At 70.3% G+C, this 13,078-nt stretch carries 15 protein-coding genes; 12 read left to right on the top strand and 3 right to left on the bottom strand.

Translation table 11 applies throughout. The features are described 5' to 3' along the window. Nucleotides 1–62: 62 nt before the first annotated feature. Entirely contained in the window at nt 63–1,049 is a 987-nt protein-coding gene (locus ACFWBQ_RS28770; protein WP_385501787.1) for a DUF389 domain-containing protein, read from the bottom strand. A gap of 17 nt (nt 1,050–1,066) precedes the next feature. Further along, a complete protein-coding gene (gene coaA, locus ACFWBQ_RS28765; RefSeq protein WP_385501784.1) occupies nt 1,067–2,059 on the bottom strand; it encodes a type I pantothenate kinase in 993 nt (330 codons plus the stop codon). Between the two features lie 366 nt (nt 2,060–2,425). Between coaA and ACFWBQ_RS28760 the strand changes: the two genes are divergently transcribed. From ACFWBQ_RS28760 to ACFWBQ_RS28705, 12 genes are all read left to right on the top strand, one after another. Then, entirely contained in the window at nt 2,426–2,647 is a 222-nt protein-coding gene (locus ACFWBQ_RS28760; RefSeq protein WP_385501781.1) for a type II toxin-antitoxin system VapB family antitoxin, read from the top strand. Beyond that, nucleotides 2,644–3,054: a PIN domain-containing protein gene (locus tag ACFWBQ_RS28755; protein ID WP_385501776.1), complete on the top strand. Its 411-nt coding sequence runs from the start codon at nt 2,644–2,646 to the stop codon at nt 3,052–3,054. Before ACFWBQ_RS28760 ends, ACFWBQ_RS28755 begins: the two co-directional genes overlap by 4 nt. A gap of 480 nt (nt 3,055–3,534) precedes the next feature. Next, nucleotides 3,535–4,176: a hypothetical protein gene (locus ACFWBQ_RS28750; protein ID WP_385501770.1), complete on the top strand. Its 642-nt coding sequence runs from the start codon at nt 3,535–3,537 to the stop codon at nt 4,174–4,176. Between the two features lie 66 nt (nt 4,177–4,242). After that, complete coding sequence (locus tag ACFWBQ_RS28745; RefSeq protein ID WP_385501767.1) at nt 4,243–4,866, top strand: hypothetical protein; 624 nt, start codon at nt 4,243–4,245, stop codon at nt 4,864–4,866. A gap of 63 nt (nt 4,867–4,929) precedes the next feature. After that, nucleotides 4,930–6,777 carry a glutamine--fructose-6-phosphate transaminase (isomerizing) gene (gene glmS, locus ACFWBQ_RS28740; RefSeq protein WP_385501765.1) on the top strand — a complete coding sequence of 616 codons (1,848 nt, stop codon included), beginning with the start codon at nt 4,930–4,932 and terminating at the stop codon, nt 6,775–6,777. A 20-nt stretch (nt 6,778–6,797) separates the two neighbouring features. After that, nucleotides 6,798–7,166, top strand: a complete 369-nt coding sequence (locus ACFWBQ_RS28735) for a holo-ACP synthase (protein ID WP_385501763.1) — start codon at nt 6,798–6,800, stop codon at nt 7,164–7,166. Between the two features lie 4 nt (nt 7,167–7,170). Then, complete coding sequence (locus ACFWBQ_RS28730) at nt 7,171–8,628, top strand: NAD(P)H-hydrate dehydratase (protein ID WP_385501761.1); 1,458 nt, start codon at nt 7,171–7,173, stop codon at nt 8,626–8,628. Between the two features lie 46 nt (nt 8,629–8,674). Further along, complete coding sequence (locus ACFWBQ_RS28725; protein WP_385501756.1) at nt 8,675–9,061, top strand: DUF488 domain-containing protein; 387 nt, start codon at nt 8,675–8,677, stop codon at nt 9,059–9,061. 60 nt (nt 9,062–9,121) lie between these two features. Next, nucleotides 9,122–10,288, top strand: a complete 1,167-nt coding sequence (alr, locus tag ACFWBQ_RS28720; RefSeq protein ID WP_385501754.1) for an alanine racemase — start codon at nt 9,122–9,124, stop codon at nt 10,286–10,288. Continuing rightward, entirely contained in the window at nt 10,285–11,562 is a 1,278-nt protein-coding gene (locus ACFWBQ_RS28715; RefSeq protein ID WP_385501752.1) for an alpha/beta fold hydrolase, read from the top strand. The genes alr and ACFWBQ_RS28715 overlap by 4 nt, the downstream gene beginning before the upstream one ends. Further along, complete coding sequence (tsaE, locus tag ACFWBQ_RS28710; RefSeq protein ID WP_385501746.1) at nt 11,531–12,064, top strand: tRNA (adenosine(37)-N6)-threonylcarbamoyltransferase complex ATPase subunit type 1 TsaE; 534 nt, start codon at nt 11,531–11,533, stop codon at nt 12,062–12,064. Before ACFWBQ_RS28715 ends, tsaE begins: the two co-directional genes overlap by 32 nt. Nucleotides 12,065–12,222: 158 nt before the next feature. Beyond that, nucleotides 12,223–12,408: a hypothetical protein gene (locus tag ACFWBQ_RS28705; RefSeq protein WP_385501741.1), complete on the top strand. Its 186-nt coding sequence runs from the start codon at nt 12,223–12,225 to the stop codon at nt 12,406–12,408. Nucleotides 12,409–12,459: 51 nt separating this feature from the next. On the opposite strand, the gene ACFWBQ_RS28700 is transcribed toward ACFWBQ_RS28705, so the two are convergent. Further along, the gene (locus ACFWBQ_RS28700) at nt 12,460–13,020 is read right to left on the bottom strand and encodes a hypothetical protein (protein ID WP_385501737.1); all 561 of its coding nucleotides are present in this window, start codon (nt 13,018–13,020) and stop codon (nt 12,460–12,462) included. Nucleotides 13,021–13,078: the final 58 nt, after the last annotated feature.

Here is a 13,078-nt window from a genome sequence, read left to right as displayed (position 1 = left end):
CGGGGCCGCGCCCCCCCACTTGCCGCGGGCGGGCGCGGGGGGGGGCTTTGGGGCGTTTGTGTTCACCCCCCCGCGGGCCTTGGTGTTTTTGGTTTCGGGGGGGGGCGGGGCCGCGCGCCCCCCCCCCTCCGGCGTTGTGCGGCCCACAGCGCTTTCTGGAGGAGCAGCGTCAGCGTTCCCGCGACCACGATGCCGCCCAGGTTGGCGAGGAGCTGCACCGTGGAGCCCCAGGTCTGCTGCAGGTCCTGGTAGCTGAACGCGACCGCGGCGTTGGCGGCGGCGGGCACGGTGGTCACCGAGATCGCCACGCCGATCAGTGCCCCGGACTTCGCCGAGGTCAGCGAGAGCGTCCCGGCGATGCCCGCCAGGAGCGCCACCACGAACGACATCCAGTCCGGATGCCAGATGAATCCGGTGTTGGGCCGGTCCGCCGTCACCATGCCGGCGTTGAACAGCCCGAAGGCGTCCATCAGCCAGGCGAACCCGGCCGTCACCGCCATCGCCACCGCGAACCCGCCGATCAGTGCCCACAGCGACCGCGCGACCAGCCTCGGGGCGCGCTGCACCAGCGCCGTCGAGATCCCGGCCAGCGGGCCGAACTCGGGGCCCACCGCCATCGCGCCCACGATCAGGATCGCGTTGTCGAGCATCACCCCGCAGGCGGCCAGCATCGTCGCCACGGCGAGGAACGACACATACGTGACGCTGAACGTGGACTCCTCGTGGGTGACCTCCGACAGTTCCTCCCACAGCACCGCGTCCGCGCCCTCGCCCGGCGCGTCCTTCTCCGCCTTGTCGGCGTGCGCGGACAGGGTGAGATCCATGTCCTCGACGGTGATCGACCCCGACTTGTCGATGCCGAGCCCCCGCAGCGCGCCGATCAGCTCGTCGCCCGCCTCGCGTGCCACGTCGCACAGGACGACATCGCCGACCGGGCTGCGGGCGACGCCCGCGAGCACCGCGAGATGTGCGGTGCCCACCGTGTGCTCCAGCAGCTCCACCACCTTATCGGTCCGGTCGGCGGGCACGATGAGGCGCAGATGCAGCACGGTGCATCCCTTCGGAGTCAGAGTTTGCGCAACGACAGACGCTGGACCTTATGGTCCGGCCCCTTACGCAGCACCAGAGTGGCACGGCCTCGCGTCGGGGCCACGTTCTCCAGCAGATTGGGCTTGTTGATGGTCCGCCACATGGTGCGCGCGTAGTCCAGCGCCTCCTCCTCGGAGACCTGGGTGTACTTGCGGAAGTACGAGAACGGGTTCTGGAACGCCGTCTCGCGCAGCCGGCGGAAGCGGTGGAGGTACCAGGTCTCGATGTCCTCGGGGCGCGCGTCCACGTACACACTGAAGTCGAAGTAGTCGGCGAGGCCGACCCTGGTCCGGCCGTCCTTGCCGGGCAGCGCGGGCTGCAGCACGTTCAGCCCTTCGACGATCAGGATGTCGGGACGGCGTACGGTGAGCCGCTCATCCGGCACGATGTCGTAGATCAGGTGCGAGTAGACGGGCGCCGTCACCTCGTCCTTGCCGGCCTTGATGTCGGCGACGAACCGGGTCAGGGCCCGCCGGTCGTAGGACTCCGGGAACCCTTTGCGCGACATCAGCCCGCGCGCCTGGAGCTCCTTCATCGGCAGCAGGAACCCGTCCGTGGTCACCAGCTCCACGCGGGGATGCTCCGGCCAGCGCGCCAGCAGCGCCTGCAGGATGCGGGCGCTGGTGGACTTGCCGACGGCGACGCTGCCCGCGACCCCTATGACGAAGGGGGTACCGCGCTGCTCGCCGTGGCCGTTGCCCGCATCCCCGAGGAAGGTGTTCAGCGCGCCGCGCAGACCGGAGGTGGCCTGGACGTACAGGTTGAGGAGCCGGGACAGGGGCAGATAGACGTCCCGCACCTCATCGAGGTCGATGACATCCCCGAGCCCACGCAGCTTCTCGACCTCCTCGGCGGAGAGCGGCAGCGGGGTCTTGTCGCGCAGAGCGCTCCACTCCGCCCGGGTCAGGTCGACGTAGGGCGTCGGCGCGTGCTCGGTGCGACGGGAGCTCCGTGCGGGCGAAGTGATCACGTACTCATTGTTGCGGGAGTTTTAACGGAGTGGGGGGTGGGCTCGGTCACGTGGGGGACGGGGCGGGGCCTGTGGTGTCGCCCGGAGCAGGGTGGCACCGAGCGGGGTGGGGTGTGCAGCACGCTGTTGGCGTGGCGGTGGCCGGTGTAGGTCCGCATCGCCTGGACCAGTTCCTTGCGCAGCCCGGACCCGGCCGCGGCGCACAGGAGGAGCACCGCTCGTGCGGTCGAGACCGGCCACCTCTTGAAGGACCCGGCGCTCCAGGGCGGCCAGGCCCTCACTTGCCGAGGATGGAGAAGCCGGGCGGCCCTTTTGTTGGTGCCATACAATTCTTTGTACATGACCATGCTTGCCGGGAGGTGCTGGATGTCCGTGACCCAGATCGACATAGACGATGACGCGCTGGAGCGCACCATGGCCTTGTCCAAGGCCAGGACCAAGAAGGAGGCGGTGAATCTGGCCCTCCGGTACTACGCGGACCAGCAGGACCGCGCGGTGCGGATCAGCCGCCACTTCGAGCGGGCTCGCCAGTGGGGAGCAGTGGAGGACGCCGAGCGCCGGCACCGGGCGGAGAAGGACGGGCAGTGATCTATCTGCTCGACACGTCCGGGCTGGTCCGTCTGCTCGGTGACTCCGCCCTGCAGTCCGCCTGGTACGACGCGATCAGCGCCGAGGCGTTGGCTTCCTGCTACCCGCAGCGCACGGAGTTCCTCCACAGTGCCCGGACCGGTCGTGAGTACGACGAGATCGTGGACATGTTCGCCGATCTCTACCCGGACGTCTCGGTGCCGAAGAACGCGGGACGCTGGATCAGTGCGGTGCAACAGCGTATGGCGCGGGTCGGGGAGCACCGCAGCGCCTCGGCCGTGGACCTGATGATCGCCGCAACTGCCGCCCACCACGGGCTGGTTGTTCTTCACGACGACGCCGACTACCGCACTGTCGCCCGGCATGCGCCCGACCTGAGAGAGCACTGCGTCCGCGACGTGGGCTGACCCGGTCGACCCGAGAGGTCTCGCCGGTCTCGTCCGCGGTCGTGGACGCCAGGACTTTCAGGCCACCGACCCGGTGGCCCCCTTGCGCACGCGGGCTGTGTGCAGAACTCCCTGGACCGAGGAACGGTGCGGGAGCTTTGAGTTGCTTTGCGAGCGTTAATGCTTGTGCGGCGCACTCGATCCCGGGCCTAGCTGCCGGGGCGAGGCTGAGTCGGCCGAGCACGGGCACGACCTGCAACGGAGCCCACGGAGGTCATCGACAAGGGCCCGTGCGGCAGCGTTCTGAGGGGTATGAGGTTGCCTCAAAACGTGGTCGCACAGAAATTCTGTTTGCTGAGTTCGCACGTAGGTGTGTTCTGCACGTGGTGCCGACGGGGGAAAGTGATCAGCCATGGCCTGGGACCATGAACGCCGGATGGGCGGATGGTGACTCGAATCTGGAGGACAGCCATGCCGGGCCGAGCTCGTGACGGGAGTGAGGTGCTCGGCGTCGCGACGTCAAGGATGAAGAGGACGGCCCTGGTTCGTGTCTTTCTGGGCCTGGTAATGGTCTCGGCTGGAATTTTCGGGTACCTCGAGGTCTTCACCAAGGGGGTGGACCGTTTGCCTGCCAAGGTGTGTTCGGGTGCGGTCGACCGGGATATTGCAGCAAGGGTTCTCCCGAAGACGATGACAGCTTCGGAGCGAGGGGAAAAAGGGATCGCATACTCGAGTTCCCGGGGCACGGTATTTTCCTGCTACGTCAAGACTCGCAGTCAGGCCTCCATATTTTCCGGGGAGGTTCGGGTCAATGACGTCACGATGGGCAAGTGGCGCGAAGCTCATTCCGGTGACGATGGCAAGTCGCGTGAGGTGGGTGCAGGGGGAATTGCTGCCATGACGACCTCTGACGGCGTTTCCCTCTACGTGTCCTGTACTCGGCCGGACCAAGAAGGTCGGAAGCCATTGCAGTCGTATGCATTGATTGCTGACGCACGAACCGTTGGTGAGACGCGGGTGGCAGGGGTTGAACTACAGCAGCAGGTGGCCGATTTTGCGTATCAACTTCTGAGGCACACTTACAGGGTCGAAGAGTGTCGAGAGGGCCAGGAGTTCTCCGGCGACCTGCCCCGATTCAAGTGATCGACGGGGAGCGGCCTTGCGTGTGAGCTGTCGTACGGGAATGACCGGCGGTTCTGGAGCGTAGCCATGAGAGTGATCGAGAAAAAAATGACTAAGCAGGCTCTTGCCGGTTTGGCCGTTGTGGCTGTGGGCGCCTTCGGGTATGTACAGATCTTCACCAAAGGCGTTGACCGTCTGCCGGAGAGGGTCTGCTCGGGTGCTGTGGACCGGAACATAGCCGCAATTGTTCTGCCGGGCACGATGACAGCTCACGAGCGGGGTAGAAGGGTCGACGGGATCGGAGAGAATTTCCTCTTCTCTTGCAATGTGAAAACGCGCAGCCAGGATTCCATTCTTTCCGGTGACGGTACGATCCATGACGTTTCCGCGGATGAGTGGCGCGAAGAGGTCGAGGCGGATGCGGACGCGAGCAAGCTCGAAGTCGACTTCCAGGGCGTTCGTGCGGTCTCGTACGCGAGCCAGGCTTTGATCTATGTCCCCTGTACGCCGACCGGGAAAAAGCCCGAAGAGGCGGGGCAGGATTACGGGTCGATCGTCGAGTCCAGGACGATCGGCGATACGGCCGTGACGGGGGACGAACTGCGGCAGGAGGTGACCGACTTCGCCTATGAGCTGTTGAAGTACAACTACAGGATCCAGGGGTGCCAGGAGGCGCGGACGCTGCCGTCCCGGTTGCCGCGGTTCGCCTGACGCCCGACCGCGCGCGGCCCACCCCTACTGTCCCCCGCCACCGCGCGGCCTTATGGTGCCGATATGTGCGGAATCGTGGGTTACGTCGGTGGGCAGTCGGCGCAGGACGTCGTCGTTGCGGGGCTGAAGCGGCTGGAGTACCGGGGCTACGACTCCGCAGGGGTCGCCGTTCTTTCGGACGGTGGTCTGGCCGGGGCGAAGAAGGCCGGGAAGCTCCTCAACCTGGAGAAGGAGCTCAAGGAACGGCCACTGCCCGCCGGGAACACCGGGATCGGGCACACCCGTTGGGCCACGCACGGCGGTCCGACCGATGCCAACGCCCACCCGCATCTCGACAACGCGGGGCGCGTCGCCGTCGTACACAACGGGATCATCGAGAACTTCGCCGCGCTGCGCGAGGAACTGACCGGGCGCGGGCACGAGCTGGCCTCCGAGACCGATACCGAGGTCGTCGCCCATCTGCTGGCGGAGGCGTACTCCTCGGCCGGTGATCTCGCCGAGGCCATGCGCCAGGTCTGCCGGCAGTTGGAGGGCGCGTTCACCCTGGTCGCGGTGCATGCGGACGAGCCGGATGTGGTCGTCGGGGCCCGGCGGAACTCGCCCCTGGTGGTCGGGGCCGGGGACGGGGAGATGTTCCTGGCCTCCGATGTGGCCGCCTTCATCGCGCACACCCGGTCGGCGATCGAGCTGGGCCAGGACCAGGTGGTGGAGCTGCGCAGGGACGGGGTCACCGTCACGGGGTTCGACGGGTTTCCCGCGGAGTCGCGTGCGTACCACGTGGACTGGGACGCCTCCGCCGCCGAGAAGGGCGGCTACGCCTCCTTCATGCTCAAGGAGATCGCGGACCAGCCGAAGGCTGTCGCCGACACGCTCCTGGGCCGGATCGACGCCTCGGGTGCGCTGCGCCTCGACGAGGTACGGATCCCGCCGAGCGAGCTCAGGGAGGTCGACAAGGTCTTCATCGTCGCCTGCGGGACCGCGTTCCACGCCGGGATGATCGCCAAGTACGCCATCGAGCACGTCACCCGGCTGCCCTGCGAGACGGAGCTCGCCAGCGAGTTCCGCTACCGCGACCCGATCCTGGACCGGCACACCCTGGTCATCGCGATCTCCCAGTCCGGCGAGACGATGGACACGCTGATGGCCCTGCGGCACGCCCGTGAGCAGGGGGCGAAGGTCCTCGCCATCTGCAACACGAACGGGTCGACGATCCCGAGGGAGTCCGACGCCGTCCTCTACACCCACGCGGGTCCGGAGGTGGCCGTCGCCTCCACCAAGGCGTTCCTGACGCAGCTCGTCGCCTGCTATCTCGTCGCGCTGTACCTCGGCCAGATCCGCGGCACCAAGTGGGGCGACGAGATCCGCACCGTGGTGCGCCAGCTCTCCGGGATCCCCCGGCAGGTGGAGGAGCTCCTCGGGACGATGGAGCCCGTGCGCGCGCTCGCCCGCTCGCTCGCACACCGCGACACGGTGCTCTTCGTGGGCCGGCACGTCGGCTACCCGGTGGCCCTGGAAGGCGCGTTGAAGCTCAAGGAACTCGCGTACATGCACGCCGAGGGCTTCGCGGCGGGAGAGCTCAAACACGGGCCGATCGCGCTCATCGACGAAGGGCTGCCGGTCGTCGTGATCGTGCCGTCCCCGCGCGGCCGTTCGGTGCTCCACGACAAGATCGTGTCGAACATCCAGGAGATCAGGGCCCGCGGCGCCCGTACCGTCGTCATCGCCGAGGAGGGCGACGAAGCGGTCGTCCCGTATGCGGACCACCTCATCAGGATCCCCGTTACGCCTACGCTGCTTCAGCCGCTGGTCGCCACCGTGCCGTTGCAGGTGTTCGCCTGCGAACTGGCGACGGCCCGCGGCAACGAGGTGGACCAGCCGCGCAATCTGGCGAAGTCCGTGACCGTGGAGTAGATCAGGGTGAGGGTGAGTACGTGATCATCGGGGTCGGGATCGATGTGGCGGAGATCGAACGCTTCGGCGCCGCGCTGGAGCGTACGCCGCAGATGGCGGACCGCCTCTTCCTGGAGCGGGAGTTGCTGCTGCCCAGTGGGGACCGGCGGGGAATCGCCTCGCTGGCTGCCCGGTTCGCCGCCAAGGAGGCGCTGGCCAAGGCGCTCGGGGCGCCGGGCGGGCTGCTGTGGACGGATGCCGAGGTGTGCGTCGAGGACAGCGGGCAGCCCCGGCTGGAGGTCCGCGGCACGGTCGCGGCCCGCGCCGCCGCGCTGGGCGTGCGCAGCTGGCATGTGTCGCTCAGCCATGACGCGGGGGTGGCGTCGGCCGTGGTGATCGCGGAGGGTTGAGCGTATGCGACAGGCGTACAGCGTTTCGACCGTACGGGCCGCCGAACAGGCGCTGATGGCACGGCTGCCCGAGGGCGCGCTGATGCGGCGCGCCGCCGCGGGCCTGGCGGTGGCCTGCGGTGATCTGCTCCGGCGCAACGGCCGGGTGTACGGGTCCCGGGTGCTGCTGCTCGTCGGCAGCGGCGACAACGGCGGCGACACGCTGTACGCGGGGGCCCGGCTGGCCCGGCGCGGAGCGGGCGTACGCGCCCTGCTGACCGCGCCGGACAAGGTCCACCGGGGCGGTCTCGCCGCGCTGCTGGCGGCGGGCGGCCAGGTCCTCGACGCCCCGGACGGCATCGGCCATGTCTTCGGCCCCGTCGACCTCGTCGTCGACGGCATCACCGGAATCGGAGGCCGCGGCGGCCTGCGCCCCGAGGCGGAGCAGCTGGTCCGCGCGGTCACCGGCGGACACGCGCCGGTGCTTGCCGTGGATCTGCCGAGCGGGGTCGAGGCGGACACCGGGGAGGTCCTGGGAGCTGCCGTAAGGGCGGACGCCACCGTCACCTTCGGCACGTACAAGCCCGGCCTGCTCATCGACCCGGCCGCCGAACGGGCCGGAGCCCTGCGGCTCATCGACATCGGGCTGGGGCCCGAACTGCCCGGGCGCCCCGACCTGGAGGCCCTGCAGTACGCGGACGTGGCGGCGCTCCTGCCGGTGCCGGGGGCCGAGAGCGACAAGTACCGGCGTGGCGTGGTCGGCGTGGCCGCCGGGTCCGAGCGGTACCCGGGCGCCGCGGTGCTCGCGGTCGCCGGCGCGCTGCGCGGCGGTGCCGGAGCCGTGCGGTACGCCGGTCCCGGCGCGGACGCGGTGATCGCCCGCTTCCCGGAGACCCTGGTGCACCCGTGGCCGCCGTCGAAGGCCGGACGGGTGCAGGCCTGGGTGGTCGGCCCCGGTCTCGGCGACTCCACCGCGGCGGCCGGAGCGGTGTCCGACGTCCTGGCCGCGGACGTTCCGGTGCTGGTCGACGCGGACGGGCTGCGGCTGATGGACGCCGAAGCCGTACGGTCGCGCACCGCCGCCACGGTGCTCACCCCGCACGCCGGGGAGGCCGCCGCGCTGCTCGGCGTCCCGCGCGAGGAGGTCGAGGCGGGACGGCTCGCCGCCGTACGGGAACTGGCCGCGCGCTACGGCGCGACGGTGCTGCTCAAGGGGTCGACGACCCTGGTCGCGGAGGCCGGGGGGGAGCCCGTACGGGTCAACCCGACGGGCACGTCCTGGCTGGCCACCGCGGGCAGCGGCGATGTGCTCGCCGGACTGACCGGCTCCCTGCTTGCGGCGGGCCTCGCCCCGCGCGACGCGGCGTCGGTGGGCGCCTATCTGCACGGGCTCGCGGCGCGCCGGGGCTCGGACGGGGCGCCGGTCGCCGCGCAGGACGTCGCGAACGCGATCCCGGCGGCGTGGCGGGATGTGCGGGCCTGATCCACGCTGGCAGGGGAAGGACGAGAGCGAGAAGGGTGAACAGGACGTGGGCAGCAGCGACGCCGTACGTATGCGCAGGGTGTACGACCCGCCACAGGACGACGACGGCACCCGCGTCCTCGTCGACCGGCTCTGGCCGCGCGGGGTGTCCAAGGAGCGTGCCGCCGTCGACGTGTGGGCCAAGGACGTCACCCCGTCGAACGAGCTCCGCTCCTGGTACCACGAGGACCGCTCGGACACCCGCTACGACGACTTCGTGGACCGCTACCGCACCGAGCTCGGTGACCCGGCCCACACCCGGGCCGTGGAGGAGCTGCTCGGCCTGCTGCGCGAGGGCGGCCCGGTCACGCTGCTCACGGCGGTGAAGGACATCCCGGCCAGCCACGTCCCGGTCCTCGCCGACCACCTGGAACACGCCCTGGAGCACGGCTGACGCCTCACCGCGCCCGGGAGGTCGAGGGCACAGGCGTACGGCTCTGAGAGACTGGGCGCGATGAACGAGACAGCGTCCCTGAGAGCCCGAGCCGAGATCGACCTCGCCGCGGTGCGCGCCAATGTGCGCGCCCTGCGTGCGCGGGCGTCCGGGGCGCAGCTCATGGCTGTCGTGAAGTCCGACGCGTACGGGCACGGGGCGGTGCCCTGCGCCCGGGCCGCGATCGAGGCCGGGGCGACCTGGCTGGGCACCGCGACCCCGCAGGAGGCGCTCGCCCTGAGGGCGGCCGGGATCGGCGGCCGGATGATGTGCTGGCTGTGGACGCCCGGCGGTCCCTGGCGCGAGGCGATCGAGGCGGACATCGATGTCTCGGCGAGCGGCCTGTGGGCCCTCACCGAAGTCGTCGCCGCGGCCACGGAGGCCGGGATTCCGGCCCGGGTCCAGCTCAAGGCCGACACGGGCCTCGGACGCAACGGCTGCCAGCCCGCCGACTGGCCGGAACTGATCTCCGCCGCCCGCGCCGCCGAGGCCGCGGGCACGCTGCGCATCACCGGTCTCTGGTCGCACTTCGCCTGTGCCGACGAGCCGGGCCACCCGTCGATCGCCGCCCAGCTGAACGTGTTCCGCGACATGGTGGCGTATGCGGAGAAGGCGGGCGCCGAGCCCGAGGTGCGGCACATCGCCAACTCCCCGGCGACTCTCACGGTGCCCGAGTCGCACTTCGATCTCGTACGCACCGGAATCGCCATGTACGGCATCTCACCGAGCCCGGAGCTGGGCACACCGGCCGACTTCGGCCTGCGCCCCGTGATGACGCTCGCCGCCTCGATCGCCCTGGTCAAGCAGGTGCCCCCGGGCCACGGCGTCAGCTACGGCCACCACTACACGACCTCCGCCGAGACGACGCTCGCCCTGGTGCCCGTCGGTTACGCGGACGGCATCCCGCGCCATGCCTCCGGCCGGGGCCCCGTCCTCATCGACGGCCGGCGCCGGACCGTCGCCGGCCGGATCGCGATGGATCAGTTCGTGGTCGACCTCGGGGGCGACACCCCGGAGCCGGGCGCCGAAGCGGTGCTGTTCGGGCCGGGCGACCGGGGAGAGCCGAGCGCCGAGGACTGGGCGGTCGCGGCCGACACGATCGTGTACGAGATCGTCACACGCATCGGTGCACGCGTACCCCGCGTCCATCTGAACGCGACGACAACGACGAGGAGCGCGGCACGGTGAGCGAGACCAGTGCGGAGGACGTGGTGGCGACGGCCGTCGTTGCCGCGGCCGGCTGGCGCCGGGCGGGCATCGCCGGGGCGGCGATAGGCGTCATCGCGGCGGGCGCGGCGGCCGGCGTCGCGGTCGAGCGCCTGACGGTGGGCCGTGGCATGCGCAAGAAGGCCCGGCTCGCACTGGACGCCTCCGGGCCGTACGGCTCGCTGCGCGGGGTGTCCGGACGGGCGGTCGCGGACGACGCCACCGAGCTGTACTACGAGGTCGACGAGGTCGAACCGGACAGCGGCACGGGCCGCCCGGGCACGAAGGCGGGCGCCGGATCCGGAGCGGGCCCCGGTTCGCGCCGGCGCAGGCTCTTCGGCCGCAAGTCCCCCGTGCCCGTCACCGTCGTCTTCAGCCACGGCTACTGCCTCAACCAGGACTCCTGGCACTTCCAGCGTGCGGCCCTGCGTGGCCTGGTACGTACGGTCCACTGGGACCAGCGCAGCCACGGCCGCTCCGAGCGCGGCAGGGCGCAGGCCGAGGGTGTGGCCGTCGGCATGGACCAGCTCGGCCGCGACCTGAAGGCGGTCATCGACGCCGCTGCCCCCGAGGGCCCGCTGGTGCTGGTCGGGCACTCGATGGGCGGCATGACGATGATGGCGCTCGCCGACCAGTACCCGGCACTGATCCGGGACCGGGTCGCCGCGGTCGCGTTCGTCGGTACGTCGAGCGGGAAGCTCGGCGAGGTGAACTTCGGGCTGCCGGTGGCGGGCGTGAACGCCGTGCGCCGGGTGCTGCCCGGGGTGCTCAAGGCGCTCGGTTCGCAGACGGAGCTCGTGGAGCGCGGACGGCGGGCGACCGCCGACCTGTTCGCGGGGCTGATCAAGCGGTACTCGTTCGGCTCGCGGGATGTGGACCCGGCGGTCTCACGGTTCGCGGAGCGGCTCATCGAGTCCACCCCGATCGATGTGGTCGCCGAGTTCTATCCGGCGTTCACCGAGCACGACAAGAGCGGGGCGCTGCCCGCCTTCCGCGATCTTCCGGTGCTGATCCTGGCCGGCGACAAGGACCTGGTCACACCCAGTTCGCACAGCGAGGCCATTGCGGACCAGCTGCCGGACGCGGAGCTGGTCATCGTGCCGGACGCCGGTCACCTGGTGATGCTCGAGCACCCGGAGACGGTCACCGACCGGCTCGCGGACCTGCTGGTACGGATCGGAGCGGTTCCGGGTGAGGTGTCCGGATCCTCTAACGTTGGCGAGCATGGAAGCAGCGCACAACGGCCCGGTGGCTGACACCGCCGCACCGGGCACCGTCACCCTGGACCTTGCCGTCGAGTCCCCCGACCAGATGCGCGACCTCGGCCGCCGCATCGCCGGGGTGCTGGCCCCCGGCGACCTGGTGATGCTCACCGGCGAGCTCGGCGCGGGCAAGACCACCCTCACCCGGGGGCTCGGAGAGGGCCTCGGGGTACGCGGTGCCGTCACCTCGCCCACCTTCGTGATCGCCCGGGTGCACCCGTCGCTGGGCGAGGGGCCCGCCCTGGTCCACGTCGACGCGTACCGACTGGGCGGCGGGCTCGACGAGATGGAGGACCTGGACCTCGATGTGTCGCTGCCGGATTCGGTGATCGTCGTGGAATGGGGCGACGGCAAGGTCGAGGAGCTGTCGGACGACCGGCTGCAGGTTCTGATCGACCGCGCGGTCGGGGACACGGACGACGAGCGGCGCACGGTGACGCTGGTCGGCTTCGGGGCGCGCTGGACGGGGCTGCGGACGGATCTGGCGGGGGCGTGACCGCGGTTTCCCGGCTGCGGTGACCGATGTGCCGACCGGTGCTTTCCGACAAGTCGTCGGTAAAATGTTGCGCGGGGGGCTGCGGCCGTGGTCACATGGTTGCGAGATTGGTTAGGTCTGCCTAACCAGATCTTTCACCGAAGCCCGAGGAGGCTTGCATGCCGACACCCGAGCGTGAAGTGCAGCCGCAGTCGCCGCAGGCGGAGCCACCGTCGGCGTCCGCGGTGTCGATGAAGGACCTACTGGCCTCCTGCGCCGCTGCGACGGCGGTCTCGACACCGCCCCGTGGGGAGCACGAGGACGACGAGCAGGGACAGCTGTCCGCCGGACGCGACGCGGCCTGAGGGGCCCGGCCAGCGCCGCGCACTGCGGTACGGGCGTTACGGGACGACGCGTTACGGGACGACGACGACCTTGACCCCGACGGTCGCGAACGTCCACAGCGCGTTGCCGTCGGCTCGCTTCATCCGGACCCCGCCGGTCTTGATCGAGGGGTCGGGGCTCTCCAGCGAGTCGTCCTGCGCGGCGCTGAAGCCCACGGCCACGTCGTCGACGTCCGCGAAGCGCACCACGTGTTCGATGGGCACACCGTCCGAGCCCTTGATGCTGCCGGAGCGCGAGGTCACCCGGTAGACGCCGGGCAGCGGGCTGACGGAGCTCGGCATGACGGTGAACGTCCGGAGCGACTTCTCCTTGGCGTCCACGACCCACACCCGCCGGTCGTTCAGCGCGTACACGACGCGCGCCCCGGTGTCGGAGTCCACGGGGACCGCGAGCGGTTCCTTCGGGGCCTCGGGCTTCTCGGTGGGCCCGGCCGTCGAGGCGCCGGAGGACTTCGCCGTGGGGGCGGCCACGGAGTCGGGTGCGTTCGCCGATGCCTGGTAGGCGAGGAAACAGACCGCGGCCACCGCCGCGGCAGTGAGCCCGGCCACGATTCCCGAGCTGCCCCTTGCCACCGTGAGCTCCCCTTTCGCATGCCGTCCGTCGCATGTCGTACAAGCATTTACGTCGTAC

This window comes from Streptomyces sp. NPDC060035, from assembly GCF_042736635.1.
Lineage (GTDB): Bacteria > Actinomycetota > Actinomycetes > Streptomycetales > Streptomycetaceae > Streptomyces.
Note: the sequence above shows the minus strand (reverse complement) of the source record. Positions and strands in the feature narration are given on the sequence as shown.